We start from the raw sequence: 19,035 nt of genomic DNA on the forward strand, positions 1-19,035 counted from the left end.
GGACTGGTACCGGGCCTGCGCCGGGTCCGAGGACGTGCTGCTGCGCCTCGCGGCGGCGTCGTGCGCCACCCTGCCGGCCGACCTGGTGGCGCGGCTGGCGGGGGACCCGCACGAGGAAGGACCCGGAGGTTCGCGCGCTGGCCGCCGCCGCGACCCTCGGGAGGGCTCCGGTACGGCTCCTCACCGACCCCGACGAGCGCGTTCGCCGGGCCGCCGCCGGCAATCCCCTCTTCTCCGGGGACGCGGTGGAGGCACTGCTCCACGACCCGGCTACGGCCGAGGGCGCGGCGGCCAACCCGGGACTGCCGGCTGCGCGGCTGCACGAGCTCCTGGACCGCGCGGGCGTCCCCCGCTGACTCCGCCGTCCGTTCGGGGCCGGCGCGGTCCGTCAGCGGACCCGTCCGGACATCCAGGGCGTCAGCGAGACGCCCGGGACGTGTTCCCGGTAGGTCTCGTCGCCGGGAAGGGGGACGCAGAGCTGGTAGCCCGGCGGGAAGAACCGGCCCTTCACGAAGGCCAGTCCGCCGTAGACGCACGTCAGGAACGGCGGGACGTGGTCGCGGGGGAGGTCGTGGAACTCCACGCCGTCCACCGTGATCTGCGCGTCGCCCTCGGGGAAGAGCCGGATGCTGATGGCCGGGCTGCCTCCCAGCTCCACGAACGCCTCGTGGGGCAGTGACCCGTCGGGATCGGTGACGGAGAACAGCGGCGCGGCAGTCCTCCGCGACGTCCGGTCGGCACCGATGTCGTCGGTCACGGTGATGGCCCGCCGGTACTCGGCGGCGACGGCCCGTATCGCGGTGACGGCCGACTCGGTGGTCGGCAGGTGGGGGTGAAGCGTCATGATCCCGATGATGCCCCACCCGGCCGGGGCGCAGCCCCCTCCCGGTGCCGCGAACGCCGCGCAGGTAGGGTCGGCCGTCCGGGGGAGATCGGATCAGGGGGACCCATGAGCGCCACGGACGCACCGCCCATCGTCCTCGTCCACGGGACGCGGTTCAGCGCGGGGCAGTGGAGCCCCCAACTCAGCAGTCTGCAGGGCGACTTCCGTGTGGCCGCCGTGGACCTGCCGGGCCACGGCGCCCGCGCCGCCGAGCACTGGAGCCTCGACGCGGCGACGGAGGTCATCGCGGCCGCGGCGGAACAGCTCGACCACGGCCCCGCCCTGGTCGTCGGGCACTCCCTCGGCGGTTACGCGGCACTGGAGTTCGCGCGCCGTCGCCCCGAACTGCTGCGGGGGCTGGTCCTCGCGGGGGCCAGCGCGTCGACGAAGGGCGCGTGGGCGACCCCCTACCGGTGGGTGGCGCGTCTCGTCCCGCGCATTCCGGCGGACCGGCTGACGCGGTGGAACGACCGCCTGCTGCGCCGCATCTATCCTCCCGACGTGGTGGATGCGACCATCCGCGCGGGGTACGCCTTCCATACTCTGCCGGTGGCCTGGGGAGAGGTGCTCGGCCGGTTCGGCGCGGATGCGATGCGGCACGTGGCGGCTCCGGTGCTCATCCTCAACGGCGAGAAGGACACCGTCTTCCGGTCCGGCGAGAGGGAATTCGCCCGCGCGCACCCGGACGCCCGCATCGAACTGATCCCACGGGCACGGCATCTGGCGAACTTCGACGATCCGGAGGCGTTCACCGCGGCCGTCCGCCGCTTCGCCCTGCACCTGCACGCTCGTGGCTGATCGCGGCCGGTCGCGGCTGGCTGAGGCTGATCGCGGCGGGTCGCGGGCCGGAGCGGACACCCGGCGGGCCGAAGGCTATGCCGGGCCGGTGTCGCGTACGCGTACGGTCTCCACCCAGGACGGGGGCGCGGGCGGAGCCTCGCCGACCAGCGCGGCGATCAGGCGGCAGGAAGGCGTCTCGTCCGGCCACGGCGTGTACCCGTCCGTCAGCACGACGACGATGTTCGGGCGGTCGGGCAGGGCCAGCGCAGCGCTGATACCGATCCGCATGTCCGTACCGCCGCCGCCCGCCAGCGTCACCTCACCCGCACTGCGCACTCGCGTCACGGCGTGCACGTCTGCGTCGCACGCCAGCACGGCCACCCGGTTGCCGCCGACGCCCACCTCCCGCAGGACGCCGGTGACTTCGGCGAGCGCCGCGGCGAGATCGTCCGGGCCCATCGACCCGGAGGTGTCGACGACGATGGCCACCCGCGGCAGCGGCCTGCGCAGACTGGGCAGCACCACCCTGCCGCCGAGCGCCGGTGTGCGGCGCGAGGGGCGGCGGTAGGTGTAGTCCACGGCGCCCGCGGCCCAGGCGGCGGCCTCGCGGACCGCTCCGGCCAGGGCCTGGCGCCAGTCGACGGAGGGTTCCAGGAGCTCTTCGGCCCAGCGGGCCCAGCCCTCGGGGACCTGGCCCCGCGCACGCCGGTGTGCCCGTACGGCCTGGGCTGTCTGCCGGCGCAGCGCCTCCGCCTCCACCGGGCCGACCCGGGCGGGACCGCCCTCTTCGCCCAGTTCCCAGGGCATCGGGGTGCCGTGGGCGCCGGAACCGCAGTCCGGCCCGTGCGGGGTCGGAGGGATACCCGGCAGGTACGCCTCGAACAGGCCGCCCGTGGGCAGCCCGTAGAGCCTGGGCTCCATCCGGCCCTCGGGCAGCGCGAGGCCGTCGGCGAGCAGGTCGTCGTTGATCTCGCAGTCCTGGGCGATGTTGACGCGTACGTGATCGCGCTGGTCGGCGGCGGGCAGCCGCTCGGCCCGGCCGTGGTGGTCGCGCAGCAGGTGCGCCACCTCGTGGATCCACACCCCGGCCAACTCGACGACCGGGGTCGCCTCGACGAAGGCGGGGGAGACGTAGCAGCGCCAGTGCCGGTCGACGCCCATGGTCGGCACGCAGGCCGAAGGGACCACGGTCAGGGCGTACAGGGCGGAGGCGAGGTACGGACGGGCCTCGGCCGCCTTGTAACGGGCTGCCAGCAGCTTCGCCCGGTCCAGGGCCGGTTTCGGATGCGGGTCCGGGCGCACGGCTGCCGGACCGGATTCAGCCGCCGCCCGGCAGCGAGCCGGACAGCTGGAGCAGTTCCACGAAGGCGTCGATGCCGGCGGGCACCGGCCAGTCGAGGTCGCGCATCGCCGCGAGGTCGGCGGCGGCGCGGGCGGCGACGTCGGGCACGCCCGCGTCCACGGCCTTGGCGAGGACCGCCCAGCCCGCTTCCCACCGGGGACGGGTGAGCTCGCTCTGCACGGCCGCGACCACCGCGATCAGGAAAGCCAGCTGCCGGTCACCGCGCTCGGGCAGGGCGAAGGCGTCCGGGTCGGCCAGCACCCGGTCCGGGTCGGGCAGGTCGAGGTGTTCGAGGTAGGAGAGCAACTCGATCCCGGCCGCTTCACCGACGGCGCCGGTGAGCGCGGCCGCCAGGGCCTCCCGGCCCGTCGACGCCGCGTACCCGGTGGCCAGCAGCCGCAGGGCCATCTCCCAGGTACGGGGGGAGGGCCAGCCGCGGCCGCGTCCGGCGGCCTCGGCCGGCATGTGGTGGACCAGGCCCGGCCGGGCGGTGAGCAAGCCGGAGACGGCGCCGCGGGCACGGGCGACCGAACCGGACGCCTTGGCGGGATCGACGGTGGGGATCGCCACCTCGGGCCAGGTGCCGGCCATGCCGCGGGCCACGGTGCGCGGGTCGTGCGTCCAGTCGAGGTGGACGAAGCGGTTGGCGAGCGGCGGGCTGAGGTGCCAGCCGTCGGCGGCGCTGGCGGGGGGATTCGCCGCGGCGACGATCCGTACCGCCGGCGGGAGTTCCAGGCTGCCGACACGCCGCTCCAGGACCACCCGTAGCAGGGCCGCCTGGACGGCAGGCGGGGCGGAGGACAACTCGTCGAAGAACAGCAGCCCGTGGCCGGTTCGGACGAGGCGCACCGCCCAGTCCGGCGGGGCCATGGGGACACCGGTGGTGGCGGGGTCGTCGCCGACGATGGGGAGCCCCGCGAAGTCGGAGGGCTCGTGGACGCTGGCGATGACGGTCTCCAGCGGTACGCCGAGCGCGGTCGCGAGCTGCTCCATGCCGGCGGACTTGCCGATGCCCGGCTCGCCCCACAGCAGGACCGGCTGATTGGCGGTCACCGCCAGTGCCAGCGCCTCCAGTTGAGGGTTGGTGGCGGGTTCGGTACGGGTGGCGCCCAGCCGGGCGCCGAGGGCGTCGGCGGCGGCCAGGGCCCGGGCGGGCTGCAACGGCTGGGCGGCGCTCATGCGTCCTCGTCCTCTTCCTCGTCGTCTTCGTCCGCGTCCTCTTCCTCGTCGTCTTCGTCCTCGTTCTCCCAGTACTCCATGTGCTCGTCGAACCATTCGGCGCCGTTGCCGGGGAACTCCTCCTCCACGCGGTCCCGCAGGAAGGCGAGATCGGTCCGCTTGTAGCGGCGGATCTCCTGGGACACCGACAGGTCCATCTCGTCCAGGACGTCGATGCGGGAGCCCGCCGCCAGCAGGGCCTTGACCAGGCCGACCGAACCGCCCCAGTGCACCGCGGACAGCAGGGGGGTGCGGTACGCCTTGTCCCGCCCTTCCAGGTCGAGTCCGGCCGCCAGCAGCCGTGGCAGGAGCACCTCGTGGTCGAGCAGGTGGAGCGTGTGCAGCAGTCCGCGGTGGCGACCGTCCCGGATCCGCGGGTCCACGCCCGCGTCCAGCAGTGCCACGACACCGGGGGTGTCGCCGTGCTGGGCGCGCAGGAAGAGCTCGTGCCGCTGGGCCCGCAGGCCGCGCGGCAGCCGTCCCTCGCCCGTGGTCCAGATCTGCTGCACGGCGAAACAACCCGAGACGGCGCCGCCGAACGCCCGCATGGCGCGCTCCCGTTGCTGTTCCTCGGGGGAGTGCGGCACGTCGAGCACGCCGCCGCGCGAGCGCACCTCGTGCCATGCGCCGCGGCAGCGGACCCGTACCGGCCCGCCGTCCGTGTCGGGGCCGGGCGGGCCCGTCACCGGCCCGGCGTCGGGGAACAGGGCGGCGGCCACCAGCGGATGCAGCTCGCGCGGGGAGATCCGTCCCGTCCGCACCAGTTCGAGGTCGGGGAGGGGCTGCCAGGCGTACCGGGGCAGGGCCGGGACGGAGGCCGCCCCGGCCTGCGGGACGATGCGGACCAGGAGACCGTCCGGGCCGGTGTGCTCCAGTACGGCCGAGTAGGGCCAGCCCGCCCTGAGCCGGTACCGGCCGCCCGCGCCGGCGGCCACGAGCCGGGCGACCTCAGGCGCCATCCGCGTGAGGTCGACGGGCAGCCTCGCGAGGAGGGCCTCCGGGTCCGCCGGGCGCTGGTACTGCCGGGCGGGAGGAACGGTCAGGTCGCACGTGATGCCCGCGGCCCCGTACGCGCCGACCGTGTCCCCGGCGGCCCGCAGCCCCGCGATCCGCTCGGCGAGGCCGTCCGGTTCGGCGAAGCGCGTGCCGAGTTCGCAGGCGTGGCGGGCGTCCCAGAACGGCCGGATCGCGGTCCAGTTCTCCGGGACGAAACCGCGTCCCGTGTACTTGTTCCGCTTGATGACGACGGGCGCGCAGTGCAGGCGCAGCCGCTGCGAGGCCTCGGTCATGACGGGTGTGGTGACCGACAGGGCCGGCCCGCCGGGGCCGTCGTAGGTGGCGAGGACGATGCGCAGGTCGGGGGCGATGGTGGTGCGGCCGCCCAGGAGCCGGGGCAGATGCCAGCGCAGCAGGTCCGGGGCGAGGTGCCGCAGGTCCTCCGCCACGGCCGCGGCCACGGCCGTGCCGTAGCGGGCCTCGATGTCGGGCAGATCGAAATCGACGTCCACGGCGGCGGCCGCGCAGGCCGCCCGCCAGTCACCGGCCAGCCGGTGCGCGGTGGCCTGCTCGATCATCCAGCCCGGCACGGCGTAGCGGCGGATCCGCTGCCAGGCCGAGCCGTCCTCCGCCCTGAAGCCGCCGACGGGTTCCGCGTTCGCAGGGCTCATCGGTACACGCTGCCGATGGCCCGCACGTCGGGGTGGGAGGCCCGGGCGGGGCGGAGCCGTTCGCTGAAGGAGCGCTTCACCCGGCGGGGGAGTCCGGGCCCCAGGCCGACGTACTCCAGGGGGCTGTCGTCGTGCACGGCGGCGAGCAGGCCCTTGGCGCCCCGCCCGGTCAGACCGGTGTGGCGCAGTTCCAGCCGGCGCAGGGGGCTGCCGGGGAGGGCGGCGGCCAGGGCGTACGCCCCTTCGTCGCCCGTGTGGTTGCCGGGGGCTCCGAGGCTGCGCTCGGACAAGGTCCGGCCGAGGTCGAGCGCCTCGATACCGCTGAGGGAGGCGGCCAGGGAGCGGGCTCCGGCGGCGCCGATGCCGTTGCCGCCGAGTCCGAAGCGGACCGGGTGCGCGGCATCGGCCGCGGCGGCGGCGAGGGTTGCGGCACCCTCGTCGCCGAGGTGGTTGGCGGGGGCGTACAGCTCGCGGACGCCGGCGTCCCGGATGAGGGCGGCCAGCAAGGGGGCGGCGTCGGGGCCGAGGCCGTTGCCGCCGAGGAAGAGCCGCTCCAGGGGCTGTTCGCGTTCCAGCAGGGCGTCGAGCAGGAGGCGTACGCCGTCGGCGCCGATCCCGGTGTTGACGAGGTCGAGGGTGCGCAGGGCGGTGTTGTGGCGCAGCAGCGCGGCCAGGGTGCGGGCGCCGTCGGCGAACAGCGGATTGCGCTTGAGCCAGAGGGCGCGGACGGTGGTGTCGTCGGTGAGCGCGCCGGCGAGGGAGCCCACGCCGTCCGGGCCGATCCGGTTGCAGCCGAGGTAGAGGGTGTGCAGCCCGTGGCCCTCGGTGGCGTGGCCGTCGGTGGCGAGGGCGTCGGTGGCGAGGGCGTCGGCCAGGATGCGGGCGCCCGCGTCGCCGATGGCGTTGGTGCCGAGGAGCAGGTGGGTGGCGTGCGCGGAGGCGGCGGCGGCCGGGAGCAGCCGTGCGGCGCCGGCCGGGCCGAGGCCCTGCTTGCACAGGTCGACGCGGCCGTCGGTGCGCAGGGTGCCGAGCGGGAAGGTCTCGTCGGTCTCGACGGGGCGTTCCGCGGCGAGCCGGGCGAGCAGCGGGTCGAGGCCCGCCGGGTCGGCCGTCGGCAGATCGGGGTGCTCGATCGCGGGGCACCGTACGGGTGTCGGCTGTGTCATCACCACTCCACCGGTTTCCTTCGCCGGTGCCCGGCGTCCATCACGACTTGAAGAGACGAATACTGCTCAAAGAAGACGCAAGACCGGTCGGATTCGAACCGACGTCCTCCAGCTCGATGCGTGGGCGCGACGACCTCTGCGCTACGGCCTTGCTGTCGGCGATCATACCCATAGGGTGGCCGAAAATCGATCACCAGTTTGGGCGTTCGGGTGTAGGGGCCGGTGAAGCGGGGGAAAAGGCCTGACCGGACGCCACGGTGGCGGAGTTGAGCCAGTCATGGCAGCTGCGGCCGGTGTGCCTGGTGGGGGTCGCAGGCGCTATGTAATGTCACATCGCATGATGTCCTTACGTCGTGCGGCATCGGCCGCAGCCCTCCTCGCCACCGTCCTTCCCGTGGCGGTCACCTCGCCCGCGCACGCCACCGCCGCCGGCCCGTCCGCCTGCCGCCCCCAGTCGTCCGTAGCGCTCGACGCCGAACAGGCCCGGCTCGCGGACCCCCGTACCACCGCCCTCGTCGAGCGGGCCGGCTTCGGGGACTTCGTACGGAGGTTCCCCGCCGCCCTGTGCAGCACACGCAGCCGCGCGGAGGCCGAACGGCTCCTCGAATCCTGGGGCCAGGCCCTCTGGCAGGCCTCCGTCCGCCGGGCCCAGGCGCAGCGGCCCGGCGGCGACCTCGCCCCCGGGGACGACCGGCCGCTGTACTGGGCGCGACTCGGCATGACCGCCGCACTCGCCGGCTGGCAGCCGCAGTTCACCGTGGACCGGGCGGCGCTCCGATCCCGCTTCGAGGACGCCTCCCGCGGCCTCACCGACAACGCCTTCCGAACGGCGCCCGGCGTACGGAGGATCTTCATCAGCGGGTTCGACCCCTTCGGGCTCGACGCGGAGATCCGCCGCGCCAACCCGTCCGGCTCGGCCGCCCTCCAGCTCAACGGACGGCGCGTGACCCTCGCCGACGGCAGCCAGGCCGAGATCCGTGCCGTGGTCCTGCCCGTGCGGTACGCCGACTTCGACGCCGGCATGGTCGAGCGGGCCTTCGCCCCGCACCTGACCGCCGGACCCGCCGCGGCCGACATCGTCACCACCGTCAGCCAGGGCTACCCCGGCATCTTCACCCTGGAGGACTGGGCGGGGCGGGCGCGGTCCGCCGACCCGTACCCCGACAACGCGAACGCCCTCTCCGGCGGCACCCGCGAACGCCCGGTCACGGCCCCCGGCCTCGGCCCGGGCCCGGAGTTCATCCGCACGACGCTGCCCGCCGACGCGGTCACCGCCGCCGTACAGACCCCGTACCCGGTCCTCCTGAACAGCAAGGTGACCGAGATACCGGCGGGCGGCACGGCTCCCGTCGACCGCACCGACGGCCCGACGCCCGGCTCACGCGCCGTGGCCGGTGGCGGAGGCGGCTACCTGTCCAACGAGGTCGCCTACCGCTCCAACCGGCTGCGCGCCGAACTGGCCCCGCACCTGCCCGGCGGCCACCTCCACACCCCGGTACTGACCGGGCTGCCGGCCGACCCCCAGGTCCTGACCGGCCCCGAGTTCGAACGCAACGAGAGCGCCATCACGGCAGAGGTCCGCGCAATCCTCCAGCACGCCGGGGCAGGGAAGGAACTCCGATAGGTCTCAGCCTGCTGTCACCCGTCTGCGTCAGCTACCCCCGTGGGTGCCGTCCGGCAGCACCGCATCGGTCAGCTCGAACTCCTCCCGCTTGCCCGGAGGGCAGCTCCAGGCGACCCGGGTGCCCGCGGGGCGGGCTGCTGGGCAGGTGCACGGGCACGGGCCGGCCGTCGGCGGCTCGGATGCCGAGCAGGGTGTGGGTGCGGAACCGGCCGTACGGCCGCGGCGGCCCCTTCCGCACACGACGGCGGCCCTCCCAGTACCCCGGCAGGGCCGCCGTGCCGTTGTGCCGCTCCACTACCCGCGGGCGACCCCCTGGCCTCCCCGAACGATTCGCCGATGACCGTGTGCCCGATGCGCGGCTCGCACCGTGGAGGCCGGGTCCTCGGGACGGTTCAGGCGGGCCGCACGGACATCGCGCGCGCTCAACGCCCGTACGCCAGAGCGGTCGTCGAGATCCCGGCCGCCCATTTTTTGATCATTCCGGGGCAACCGATCGGGCCCCCCGTCGGTCGTACAGGAGTCGGGCGTGCTCGAACGCCTGACCCGTATGACGCGAGGGGGATCATCTTGATGCGGTTGAACCGCACGCACAGCATTGCAGCACGGCGGATCGGAGCGGCTCTGGCCACCGGTACGGTGGTGTTGGGCGCCGCGACCGCTGCCCAGGCAGCGCCGGCGTCGACCCCGGTGTCGTCCACCCCGGTGTCGCCGACCCCGGTGTCGCCGACCCCGGTGACGCCGGCCACCGCGATCGGTGAGCAGGGCTCGAACCGGCCTGAGGGCAACCCTGACCCGGTCGGCGGTCTCGTCACCTCCGAGGAACTCCTCGACACCACGGTCGAGAACGGCCAGAAGCAGAGCCTCCGTCTGGGCTTCAAAGTCACCGGTGACAATCCCGTCCAGGGGGCGGAGCTGGGCGTCCACCTGCCGCCGGGCCTGGAACTGAATCCTCAGGAACGGCCGTCGAACTGCGAACACTTCAAGGTCGACCCCGTGCGGGAGTACCGTGACGAATACCTGTTCTGCAGCTTCACCGGCACCTTCGAGCCAGGTAAGTACTACCGGCTCGACACGGGGTTGAACATCACTGCGACCCCGGAGCTGTGGCGGGACCTCTTCTACGTCTCCTGGACGCCGGGCGGCCAGCCGATGTACAAGCCGCAGCAGGGCGGGGTCAAGGGAAACGCCGCCGCCATCAAGGTCATACCGGCCGAGCCGTTCAAGGAGTGGCGTTTCTGGGGCCGCGAGGTGCCGGTCGAAAACCCCGCGAACCAGCCCGACTTCACCGTGGACGGGGCGACCGGCAGCGGCCCGGCCGGCGGCCAGGTGCTGCTCGATCCGGGCTGGCAGATCAAGGGCACCGGCTCGGTCGCCACCACGGCCGCCGACGACAACGTGGTGGAAACCGAGTTCGTGCTGCCGCCCGGCATCAGCTTCGTCGGCGGCCGCCCGGGCCCTGAGGGGCGCCGGGTGTTCGGCGGGACCGGCGGCTCGGTCAAAGGGGTCTTCAAGATCGAGTCGTGGGTCAAGCCGGGCACGTACCACGGCGAGTACCGGTACAAGGCCGACCGCGGACCCGGCCATCTCAAGATCGCCGACATCGACCGTGACCTCCGCAACAACGCGGCCGGGCTCACCATCACCGTGACGCCGGCCGACGGGCAGCAGCCCAGCCCGTCGACGTCCGCCTCGGCCTCCCCGAGCCCGTCCGGCTCGACCTCGACCTCGCCCTCGGCCTCCGCGACCACCGCCCCGAGCACCGGCAACACTCCGGGCCCGAACGGCGGTACCGGCGGCATCCTGGCCAACACCGGCTCCGCCGCGCAGACCGCGGGCGCACTCGCCGCCGTGACCCTGACGCTCGGCGGAGCCCTGTACGCCCTGGCCCGGCGGCGCCGTTCGGCGTAACGGCATACGCCGTGTCGGCGTCGGCGCCGCGAGGGGCGTCGGCAAGTCCCGTGCGGGGCGGTTCAACGCCCCGCACGGGACGACTCGACGCCGCTCACCGCTCCCGGCTACGGTGGCGCCCCCCGGTCCCGCCCGGGCCCTCGGTCCCGACCGGGCCCGCCGCCGCTTCCGCCGCGCCTGCTGCTTCGCCGGGGGCGCGGGAGGCGGCCGGTCCATGGGGCCGCGCCCGCGATGCCGGACGCGAAGCGCGCCTGGGGCCCGTTGACCGAGGGCATGACGGTTCCCCGCGACTTCGACCGCGCTGCCGTCAGACGTCAGACGTCAGACGTCAGACGTCAGACGTCAGACGTCAGACGGCACCGCCCGGTCGGCAGTATCCAGCGGCACGGCGGCGATGACGCCTGGAGAACGCCTCACCGGCACGGCCGTTGCCGCAGTGCTTCGGGTGCACAGGGCGGCACCGGGCGTTGATGCCGGCCTGCTCCGGCGACATCCCCGCCACGCAACCGCCGCCCGCGCCTCGAGGCCGGCTGGGGGTCCACGCGGGCTGAGACCCCCCTTGTCACTGTTCTACCGGCGACGGCGGGACGTGCGCGGACCATGCCGGTCACGGGCCGAGTGCGAGGGCCATGGGTCTGCCCCTTCGGACGGGGCGAGGGGGTGGTCGTCTACGCGGACGCGCCGCCCGACGGCCGTTCCCGGCGGTACGCGCTGGTTGCCAGGAGTGCCGGCGACGATGACACGGCGCCGGTCCCGACACCCGAGGGAGATCGGGACCGGCAGTGCGGCGGGGGGAACGCGATACCGCCGGAACTCTATGGAGAGCGCTCCGACTCAGCAGCCGCCGCAGTTGTAGAACGTCACGTCCCAGTGGTTGCCCTCGTCGGCGTAGACGTTGCCCGCTCCTGACTTCCACTGCGGGGCGCCGTCACCGCGCACGCCGATGTAGGTGAACGTGTTCTTGATGTAGTTCCCCAGGCATGTGTACTTGCTGAAGTCGAGCTTGTAGCCGTTCCAGTGCGAGTAGGTACCGCCGGCGTGGCCCGTCTCCGTGCCGCCGGTGATGTTCAAGGAGCAGCCGCTGGCGCTCTTGAGGGTCTGGGCGCCCTTCGCCGTGGCGAGGTTGAGCTGCTCGAAAGACGTGCAGGTCGGGTTGTTGCGGTCCGAGCAGCCGCCGGAGGACGACCAGGTGATGGCGGAGCTGCGGAACATGGAGGTGGCGGTGGCGTGGCTGATCTTGGTGGCAGCCTCGGCCTCGCCGGCCCCGCCGATGACCCCGACGCCGGGTGCGAAGAGCGCGCCGAGGACGAGGGTGAGGGCGGTGAGGACGGAGCGGAGCGTCCCTCTGCGTGTGCGGTCTTGGGCGGTCTCGCCGGCCCGGGGGCCGGCGGGAGCCTTGGCGGTCTTCATGAGGTTTTTCCTCCGGGTGCGGATCGCGGAAGGGGAGAGCGGTGCTTGACGGGGGTCTACCCGCGTGGACCTCTGAGCGTGGCAGACCCCGGGGATGTCGGCGGGAACGGTCACACGGCGGACCGGAAGGCGGGCAGGTATCCGCCGGAGTGGCCGGCGGCCGTGGGGTGGTAACTGTTGGAGACGGGCACCGAGACGCTGTGCAGCCAGGCCGAGCCCGAGCAGATCTCGTGGCCGGTGAACTCGTCCACGACGCTGGAGTAGGTGAATCCCGCGTTGGCGGCCTGCTTCGCGAGCATCCCGTTGAGAGCGTCGCTGCCCCGGTTGATTGCAGCACGTTCGACTTCGCTCAGGCCGGCGATGCAAGTGCCGTTGAGCTGGTAGAAGCGGGGATACCCCAGGACGACGACGTGGGCCTGGGGGGCCTTGCTGCGGATGGCGCCGTACAAGGACGAAAGGCTCCCGGGCAGGGTGCCGTTGATCTGCCCGATGGCGTTGTCCACGGCGCTCACGCAGGTCGCCTCGCTCTGCAGGACGCAGGTCTGCATGACGTTCGCGAACCCCACGTCGTTGCCGCCGGCGGTGACGCTGACGAGCGTGGTCGAACTGTTGAGCGGGCTCAGCTGGTTGCTCTTGACCGTACCGGTCGTGGCTCCCGAACAGGCGGTGAACGAGAACGAGGCCGGGGCGTTGGCCGCCGCCCACAGGGACGGATAGGCCTTGCTGCTGCGCTGGCAGCTACCGCTGTCGGACAAGTAGCTTCCGGCGCCCACCCCTGAGGAGTAGGAGTCGCCGAGAGCGACGAAGCGCTCTCCCGCCGCCGCGGCTGCGGAGGCCTGCTGTGCCAGACCGAGAGTCGCCGCGGCCGCAAGGGCCAGCAGAGCGGGCAGAACCCGTCTCGCGCGTGTCGCGAACATGACAAAGAACTCCTTGATGTGTTGTGGGGAACAGGAGTTGTTGAAGCGTCACTCTTCTAGCAGCGGTGGAGTCCCTGGCGATAGGTGTGGGCAATGGTTTGTTTGTTTCCGCGAGCTTCCCCTTCGCCCTGCGCCCTGCGCGCCAGGGCTCCGCCCACCCCGGAAGCCACCGGCGAGGCGGCCAACTTCGTCCGCACCGCAAAGCTCGAGGCGGCCCCGTGTGCGCGCTCGACCAGGGATGGGCGTGGTCGGTGTCGCGATGACGGGTCCGTTGGCCGACCGTTGCGTGACCCGGGCCGTCCCCTGTCGAGCGTGGTCACGACGGCCGGCCCCGCCTGCCGACCGCTGGCCGACCTGCGGAGCGTCACGCCCGAGCACGAGGCCACCGGTACCGCCTGGGCATCCCTCGGGGCCCGCGACGGGGCCGCGACGGGGCCGCCGGGGGCGGCAGCGCCCCACTCACCAGCTGCCCGGAAGGTGAGGCGGGGGGCGTGGATGAGCGAGCTGAGGACGGCCGTCTCAGCGTGTAAGGACTGGGCCCCAGCTACCGACCCAAGAACCGACTCGCCGCCATCGCGCGCGATGCCAACGTGGCCTGATCAGCCAAAATAGACGTCTCCCCATCGACATCCCGTCGGCTAGCTAGCCCCGTCCTTCAGGGATTCCACGCCAGCAGGCGACAGGCCGGGAAACAGCGTGGACAGGGGGATGTCGTCCAAGGCGCCTCGTTTCATGCGTCGATCATCAGGTTTCTCCGGCTCTCAGGCCAGGAGTTTCTGCCCCGAGGCTCCCTAGGTCCTCACAAGACGGCGCTTGGAGGGCCGGCAAGCTGAGCACGTTCATCCGTACCTTGCTGCGCACCTCGTGGATCAGGCGGCGTACCCTCGGCTGCGTGCCTCGCCATTCGAAGAAGCCCCGGCGGCTGGTCGTCGGCGGACGCGTGTTCATGTGGACCATGCGCCACAGCCACCGACGGGACGGCGACGGCCGGGCCGTGGACTGCTGCCAAACCCTCACGCTGTTCCCGCAGCCGGCTGGCACCGGAAGCCCGTTGCGCATCGTCTTCGCCGACGGCTCCGGCCGTTACGTCCCGGGCGGGGCTCCCTTCGGCTCGGGGGACGTGGGCTTCACCCGGGGGGCAGACCTGAACCTGCACGAGCCGGGCGCCGTGCGGGCCCTGCTCGATGTGGCGATGGCCCGTGGGTGGCAGCCGGGGGAGCGGCGGACGATGGAGGTCGACGGCTGGTCCCTGCTGGTGGAGGCGGCCGCCGCGCGAGCAGGGGCCACCGGCATCAACAGCCCGTAGCCCACGCATCAGACGCCTGGGTATCTGCGGGGGCGCTGGGCCCCAGCCCCCACGTGCGGCATGTTGGAGGAAGGGACATGGCCATTTCGTCCGGAGAGACTGAGGAGAAGCGGCTCGTGCGCCATCGGCCGCCTTGGCCGCCGCTTTGTTGCAGTGTGACCTGCGGGTTTGCCGGCTGCTGGTCCCTTTGACCAGTCGTGGTCAGTCTCTGAGCGCTGGCCGTCTTCGCTGACGCTTGTAGAGCTCGCCTCGGGTTGCGTGCTCAGGTGCCGGAGTGTGCTCCGTCGCCGGTGCCGAGGAGGGGGACAGCGAGCCGGCGTTCGACGGCGTTCGGCAGGGACCACAGTTCGCCGCGCCGCTGCCGGTCCAGCGCCCCTTGTCGGTTGGCGCGGCGGATCCCGGGCACGGCGAGGACCAGCACGGTCAGGGAAGCCGCCAGCCCTGCGCCGAGCAGTGCACCGGCGAGCAGGGCCCCGCCCGCCAGAGCGAACGGAAGCGCGAACCCGAGGCAGAGCGTGCCGAGGCCGCCGACGACGGCCAGCATCCACCACAGAGGGGTGAGCGGGTGCTCGTCGCGCAGGTGGTCGACCAACTGCCGGTCGGTGGGACGACGCCGGCGATGCTCACTGGCGGCGGCGAACAGCTCGGCACGCCCGCGCAGCGCCCAGGCGGCGCGCACTCCCACCCACGCGACGGGCAGCAGGAACAGCGTCACCAGCACCAGGCCCGCCTGAACCGTCCGCGACACCGGCATCCCGCCGGAAGCGTCAACCACCACAGACGCCACGGCGGCTCCCGCAACCACAGCCCCCGCCACGCTCGTGACCACGAGCCAGCGCCGGGCCCGGCGCACCCGGGCGCTGAGAGGGAACTCGACCGCGTCCAACGTCTTCTCCGTTCGATGACCGCAGGTACTCTACGCAGCCCGCCGAGGCAGCGGAGTAGCTCCTCCCACCCGACGATCCGGGCAACCCCAGTGCCTGCCGCGCGGCTGGTCCGGGAACCGCAGGTCCGTGGGGTGCGCCCGCGAACGCGGACGCGAAGTGCTCCTGGGGACCTTTGACCGAGAACCTGAGCGGCCCCTGCGTCTGGCGGTCGCACCCGCCGTCCATGCCACCGCCCGGCCCACCCCGGACCAGGCGCGCGACGTCGGCCCCCGGCCACCTCAAGGGGCCGGAACCCCGGGACGGCCGCGTCGTTGGACGGTGGGGACGCACACCGCTCCGGAGGCTCCATCCGTTCCCCCACGGGTCTGCCCGGGGCGGAGCAGCATCGGGCCGCGGCTCCGCCGGTTTCCCTGTCTCTGCCTTGCGCCCCTCCGGGCATGGACTGTTCCAGGCTCCGGAGGGTGCGCAAGGTGCCGTGCGGGGAGACAGGTGTCCACCCGGGTGAGGGCGAGCCGTGGTCAGACCTCGCCGCGCCAGGCGCCGGTCTCCTGCCCACGCCTTTCGATGTAGTCCTTGAACCGCTTCAGGTCGCCGGTGATCTGCCGCCTGACGAAGCCGAGCTTGTCACCGACGTTCTCCGCGAAGCCGTCCGGGTCGTAGTCGAGCTGCAGCATCACCTTGGTCTTGCTCTCGCTCAGGCGGTGGAAGGTGACGACGCCTGCCTGCTTGACCTCGCTGCCCAGCGTCCTCCACGCAACCCGCTCGTCGGGGATCTGCTCGGTGATCTCCGCCTCGAACTCCTTGGTCACCCCGCCGATCTTCGTGACCCAGTGCGTCATGGTGTCGGTGCGCTGCTCGATGCGCTCCACCCCGTCCATGAAGTGCGGGAACGACTCGAACTGCGTCCACTGGTTGTAGGCGGTGCGTACGGGGACGTCGACCTCGACGGACTCTTCGACCTGTGACACAGAAGCATCCTTCCTCTTCGCCGGCCAGGCAGGTTGCCCGGCCGTGCCCGGGGAGCTCTTCCCCTGTCGGTGCTGCTGCCCCCGTTCGGCCACTCCATCACCCCCGGAAAGACGCAGCACCGGGTGGGGCCGGAACTTCGGTGGCCGGCTCGGCCCGGTGACGAAGGTGTCCGCTTCGCTCCCTCGCCGAGCTGGAGCGGCAGGGGCGCCAGAATTCTGAGGGCCGCAGCAGGGTGAAACACTGCTGCCGGGCACGGGCCCAGCCGTCGGCCCCGACATCACCACCCCTTCATTCCGGGAGCGTGGGCCGCCACCGACGGGGAGGGGACACGGACGGCGATCTGATGTGCAGGGTCCTGGCGTGTCAGCGCGCGGACCAGTCCGGCCCGGGCAGGGAGTGCCGTCGAAGAGCCGGACGCCCGAGCCGGGCACGAGGGGCGCAAGGTGGATCTGGAGTTCGTCCAGCAGCCCGGCGTTGATGAACTGTCGTACGGTGTCTGCACCGCCGGAGACCTGGATGTCTTGTCCCCTGCGGCCTTGCGGGCCCGGGCCAGTGCGCTGGCGGTCCCGTCGGTCACGAAGGTGAAGGTGGCGCCGCCCTGCCGACCCCAGGGCTCCCGCACCCTCGGCCAGGCCGTCACCGCCTACGAGGAGAGATCCTGCTGCCTCGCTCCGTCGAAGCCGCCGAAGGCGCGCGGCCGGCGCCATCGACGACGCCTTCAGCCCCGATGGCGCGGCCGGCGCCATCGACGACGCCTTCAGCCCCCGATGGCGCCACCCTGGTCCTCGCTCACATGACCCATCACCACTGACGCAGGAAACGCCGGTCCCGCTGACCGGCGACAACGAGGCCGTCGCCGAGGCGGTGGCCGCCGTCTTCCCCCACCTGCCGATCCGAGAATCCCGTTCGGGCTCCTGAGGGGCGGCACCCGTATTCGGTACCAAGTAGGCGCGCGTCACCCTCATTGCCGCGTCCGTCGTCACCGTGACCGCTGTGACCGGTGGTGTCGCACGCGCGGCGGGCTGCGGCAGCCCTGTCAGCCGCCGCACGCCCAGACATCCGGCCTGGTCAAGTTGACAGGAGCGGGATCCCAGTGGTGGCGCCAGGTACTGACCGGAAGCCTCATCCCCGGACTCCGGCCCTGGGCGGACAGCTCAGCCGCCGAAGAAGACGAGGCGGTGCACAAGGCCCTTGCTCTGACTGCTCAAGTCGAGCGCAAGGCTCACCGGTATCTCGTCTTCAACGGCGACTGACGACGCCACTTCCACAACAGGCGTTATGCGAAGGAGAACCAGTTGACGTTGACGAAGTCGGAGGACTGGCCGCTGTCGAAGGTCAGATAGACGTCGTGGGTTCCGTTGGTGCGGCGGATGTCGGCGGGGACGGTGCGCCAGGCCTGCCAGCCGCCGGTGTTGGCGACGGCGAAGCCGCCGACCGGGGTGGCTGTGGGGCTGCCGAGGCGGACCTGGACCAGACCGCTGACGCCACCGGCGGCCCCGGAAGCGACTCGGGCGTCGAAGCGGGTGGCGCCGGTGGAGCCGAAGGCCACGGCCGAGAACTTGAGCCAGTCGCCGTTGGACAGATGGCCGACGGCGGATCCGCCGCCGCCGTCGGAGCAGGCCTCGACCTGTGCTCCGGACTGGGCGTTGAATGCCTCGGCCTGGATGGTGGTGAAGGCGCTGACCCCGCCGCCCGGGGCGGTGGCGGTCGGCGTGGGGGCTGGCGTGCCCCCGCCGGCCAGACCGCCGACCGTGATGGTCCAGCGGCCGGGGGTGCCGGACTGCACCTTGCCCTCGAAGTCGACTCCGGCCGGGTGAACGTCGTCGTACGGGAAGGCGTACCCGAGATGGTCGGGGGTGGTGTTGTGCAGGATGCGGGCGTAGTGGTTGGTGCGCGGCCGGGTGTAGAAGGCGGCGGGCTTCTCGGCGGTCGGCTGGTGGGGGTTGTCCAGCAGGGTGGTGCGGTTGAAGGCGGCGGCGAGCCGTGCGCTGAGATTGCCCATCAGGTCGTTGCCCGTGGTGAAGGGCGCGTCGCTGCAGGAGAAGATCGAAAGGGTGGACGGCTTGGCGAAGCTGCCGACTCCGGGGAAGACGAGGGCGTCGCCGTTCACCCGGCCGGTGACGGTTCCCCAGGTGAACTGGGTGTCGATGCGCAGGTCGGTGGAGTGGTACGTGTTCCACACCTCGTCCACGTAGCCGTCGAAGTATCCACGGAACAAGGCGCTGTTGCCGCGGATTGCCAGGTTGGGGCTGAGTACGCGCACGTCGCGGCCGCCCGCGGTGACGATCAGCCGGCTCCAGTCGCTGCCGTCGGCGGCGGACTGGGCCCGCAGCGCGGCGGCGACCCGGGACAGTCCGTCGGCGGGCAGCCCGCGCACCGTCTGGGTGCCCTGCCCGGTCTCCAGTTGGAAGGCGATCGGCAGCGAGACCATGTCGACGAACGTGATGTTGGCGTACAACTGGTCGCGGTTGAAGGTGAATTCGCAGAAGTCGTGAGCGACGTTCGCGTTGGGGTCGGAAGGGTTGCTCACCGATGGCAGGGCCAGACCGCCGCCGCGGTTCACCAGGAAGGTGAGCTTCGTGCCGACGGAGAAGTAGATACGGCCGCTGTCCAGGCGCGGCAGCGTCACCCTCCGCGCCCCGGCGCCGGACGCGTTGAGCGGGATGGCACAGTCGACCCCGAGCGGGGTCTGGTCGTTGGCCGGAGCCGGCGGGTGGTACAGGCTGGAGCCGTTGGCCTGGATGAAGGCCCAGGTGCCGCCGGCCGCGGGGTCACGGCCGAGCACATAGGCGTACACCGTGTCGTTGCCGGTGGTGTTCACCAGGTCCAGCGGGAGCGTGGCGGTGGTGGAGGCGTTGGCGCTCATCTCGAGCCAGGCTGCCGCGGTGGGCACGGCCAGGGCCAGGCCCGCTGTCACGGCGAGGAGTTTTCTACGGGGCATGGTTCGTTGGTGGCGAG

At 72.6% G+C, this 19,035-nt stretch carries 14 protein-coding genes and 2 pseudogenes; 4 read left to right on the forward strand and 12 right to left on the reverse strand.

What is annotated here, in order from left to right; all coding sequences use genetic code 11:
- Positions 1-388: 388 nt before the first annotated feature.
- Positions 389-844: a hypothetical protein gene (locus tag IH80_RS0107870; RefSeq protein ID WP_030958800.1), complete on the reverse strand. Its 456-nt coding sequence runs from the start codon at positions 842-844 to the stop codon at positions 389-391.
- A gap of 105 nt (positions 845-949) precedes the next feature.
- Here IH80_RS0107870 and IH80_RS0107875 point away from each other — a divergent pair, with 105 nt between their 5' ends.
- Positions 950-1,681: an alpha/beta fold hydrolase gene (locus tag IH80_RS0107875; RefSeq protein ID WP_030958802.1), complete on the forward strand. Its 732-nt coding sequence runs from the start codon at positions 950-952 to the stop codon at positions 1,679-1,681.
- A gap of 75 nt (positions 1,682-1,756) precedes the next feature.
- On the opposite strand, the gene IH80_RS0107880 is transcribed toward IH80_RS0107875, so the two are convergent.
- The 5 genes and pseudogenes from IH80_RS0107880 to IH80_RS44580 all read right to left on the reverse strand — a co-directional run bounded on the left by IH80_RS0107880 (position 1,757) and on the right by IH80_RS44580 (position 7,207).
- On the reverse strand, positions 1,757-2,965 hold the full coding sequence (locus IH80_RS0107880; RefSeq protein WP_030958804.1) for a DUF2201 family putative metallopeptidase: 1,209 nt from the start codon (positions 2,963-2,965) through the stop codon (positions 1,757-1,759).
- A gap of 16 nt (positions 2,966-2,981) precedes the next feature.
- Entirely contained in the window at positions 2,982-4,184 is a 1,203-nt protein-coding gene (locus IH80_RS0107885) for an AAA family ATPase (RefSeq protein WP_030958805.1), read from the reverse strand.
- Entirely contained in the window at positions 4,181-5,890 is a 1,710-nt protein-coding gene (locus IH80_RS0107890) for an ankyrin repeat domain-containing protein (RefSeq protein WP_051808930.1), read from the reverse strand. Before IH80_RS0107890 ends, IH80_RS0107885 begins: the two co-directional genes overlap by 4 nt.
- A complete protein-coding gene (locus tag IH80_RS0107895) occupies positions 5,887-7,056 on the reverse strand; it encodes a hypothetical protein (RefSeq protein ID WP_030958808.1) in 1,170 nt (389 codons plus the stop codon). The genes IH80_RS0107890 and IH80_RS0107895 overlap by 4 nt, the downstream gene beginning before the upstream one ends.
- 78 nt (positions 7,057-7,134) lie before the next feature.
- A pseudogene (locus IH80_RS44580) lies at positions 7,135-7,207 on the reverse strand.
- Positions 7,208-7,381: 174 nt separating this feature from the next.
- On the opposite strand from IH80_RS44580, the gene IH80_RS0107900 reads away from it, so the two are divergent.
- Together IH80_RS0107900 and IH80_RS0107905 are read left to right on the forward strand one after the other, a co-directional pair.
- Entirely contained in the window at positions 7,382-8,680 is a 1,299-nt protein-coding gene (locus IH80_RS0107900; RefSeq protein WP_234432156.1) for a pyroglutamyl peptidase, read from the forward strand.
- 576 nt (positions 8,681-9,256) lie between these two features.
- Positions 9,257-10,588: an LPXTG cell wall anchor domain-containing protein gene (locus IH80_RS0107905; RefSeq protein ID WP_158943312.1), complete on the forward strand. Its 1,332-nt coding sequence runs from the start codon at positions 9,257-9,259 to the stop codon at positions 10,586-10,588.
- A gap of 834 nt (positions 10,589-11,422) precedes the next feature.
- Here the strand turns inward: IH80_RS0107905 and IH80_RS0107910 are convergent.
- On the reverse strand, positions 11,423-11,998 hold the full coding sequence (locus tag IH80_RS0107910) for a hypothetical protein (RefSeq protein WP_234432157.1): 576 nt from the start codon (positions 11,996-11,998) through the stop codon (positions 11,423-11,425).
- Between the two features lie 110 nt (positions 11,999-12,108).
- Positions 12,109-12,915 carry an SGNH/GDSL hydrolase family protein gene (locus IH80_RS0107915; protein WP_030958815.1) on the reverse strand — a complete coding sequence of 269 codons (807 nt, stop codon included), beginning with the start codon at positions 12,913-12,915 and terminating at the stop codon, positions 12,109-12,111.
- A gap of 892 nt (positions 12,916-13,807) precedes the next feature.
- Between IH80_RS0107915 and IH80_RS0107920 the strand changes: the two genes are divergently transcribed.
- Positions 13,808-14,221: a hypothetical protein gene (locus IH80_RS0107920; protein WP_030958818.1), complete on the forward strand. Its 414-nt coding sequence runs from the start codon at positions 13,808-13,810 to the stop codon at positions 14,219-14,221.
- Positions 14,222-14,483: 262 nt separating this feature from the next.
- On the opposite strand, the gene IH80_RS0107925 is transcribed toward IH80_RS0107920, so the two are convergent.
- From IH80_RS0107925 to IH80_RS0107940, 4 genes and pseudogenes are all read right to left on the reverse strand, one after another.
- Positions 14,484-15,008 carry a hypothetical protein gene (locus IH80_RS0107925; RefSeq protein ID WP_158943314.1) on the reverse strand — a complete coding sequence of 175 codons (525 nt, stop codon included), beginning with the start codon at positions 15,006-15,008 and terminating at the stop codon, positions 14,484-14,486.
- 618 nt (positions 15,009-15,626) lie between these two features.
- Positions 15,627-16,076 carry an SRPBCC family protein gene (locus IH80_RS0107930; protein WP_030958820.1) on the reverse strand — a complete coding sequence of 150 codons (450 nt, stop codon included), beginning with the start codon at positions 16,074-16,076 and terminating at the stop codon, positions 15,627-15,629.
- 405 nt (positions 16,077-16,481) lie between these two features.
- Positions 16,482-17,042 (reverse strand): annotated as a pseudogene (locus IH80_RS47120) (dihydrofolate reductase family protein); the annotation flags it as partial.
- Between the two features lie 311 nt (positions 17,043-17,353).
- Complete coding sequence (locus tag IH80_RS0107940) at positions 17,354-19,018, reverse strand: glycoside hydrolase family 64 protein (protein WP_030958822.1); 1,665 nt, start codon at positions 19,016-19,018, stop codon at positions 17,354-17,356.
- Between the last annotated feature and the right edge of the window lie 17 nt (positions 19,019-19,035).

It is taken from the genome of Streptomyces sp. NRRL S-378, assembly GCF_000720645.1.
GTDB lineage: Bacteria > Actinomycetota > Actinomycetes > Streptomycetales > Streptomycetaceae > Streptomyces.

Coding starts and splice junctions, on each gene's coding strand:
- IH80_RS0107940 (WP_030958822.1), bottom strand. CDS start 19,018: ATGCCCCGTAGAAAACTCCTCGCCGTGACAGCGGGCCTGGCCCTGGCC.
- IH80_RS0107910 (WP_234432157.1), bottom strand. CDS start 11,998: ATGAAGACCGCCAAGGCTCCCGCCGGCCCCCGGGCCGGCGAGACCGCC.
- IH80_RS0107890 (WP_051808930.1), bottom strand. CDS start 5,890: ATGAGCCCTGCGAACGCGGAACCCGTCGGCGGCTTCAGGGCGGAGGAC.
- IH80_RS0107900 (WP_234432156.1), top strand. CDS start 7,382: ATGTCACATCGCATGATGTCCTTACGTCGTGCGGCATCGGCCGCAGCC.
- IH80_RS0107885 (WP_030958805.1), bottom strand. CDS start 4,184: ATGAGCGCCGCCCAGCCGTTGCAGCCCGCCCGGGCCCTGGCCGCCGCC.
- IH80_RS0107870 (WP_030958800.1), bottom strand. CDS start 844: ATGACGCTTCACCCCCACCTGCCGACCACCGAGTCGGCCGTCACCGCG.
- IH80_RS0107875 (WP_030958802.1), top strand. CDS start 950: ATGAGCGCCACGGACGCACCGCCCATCGTCCTCGTCCACGGGACGCGG.
- IH80_RS0107895 (WP_030958808.1), bottom strand. CDS start 7,056: ATGACACAGCCGACACCCGTACGGTGCCCCGCGATCGAGCACCCCGAT.
- IH80_RS0107915 (WP_030958815.1), bottom strand. CDS start 12,915: ATGTTCGCGACACGCGCGAGACGGGTTCTGCCCGCTCTGCTGGCCCTT.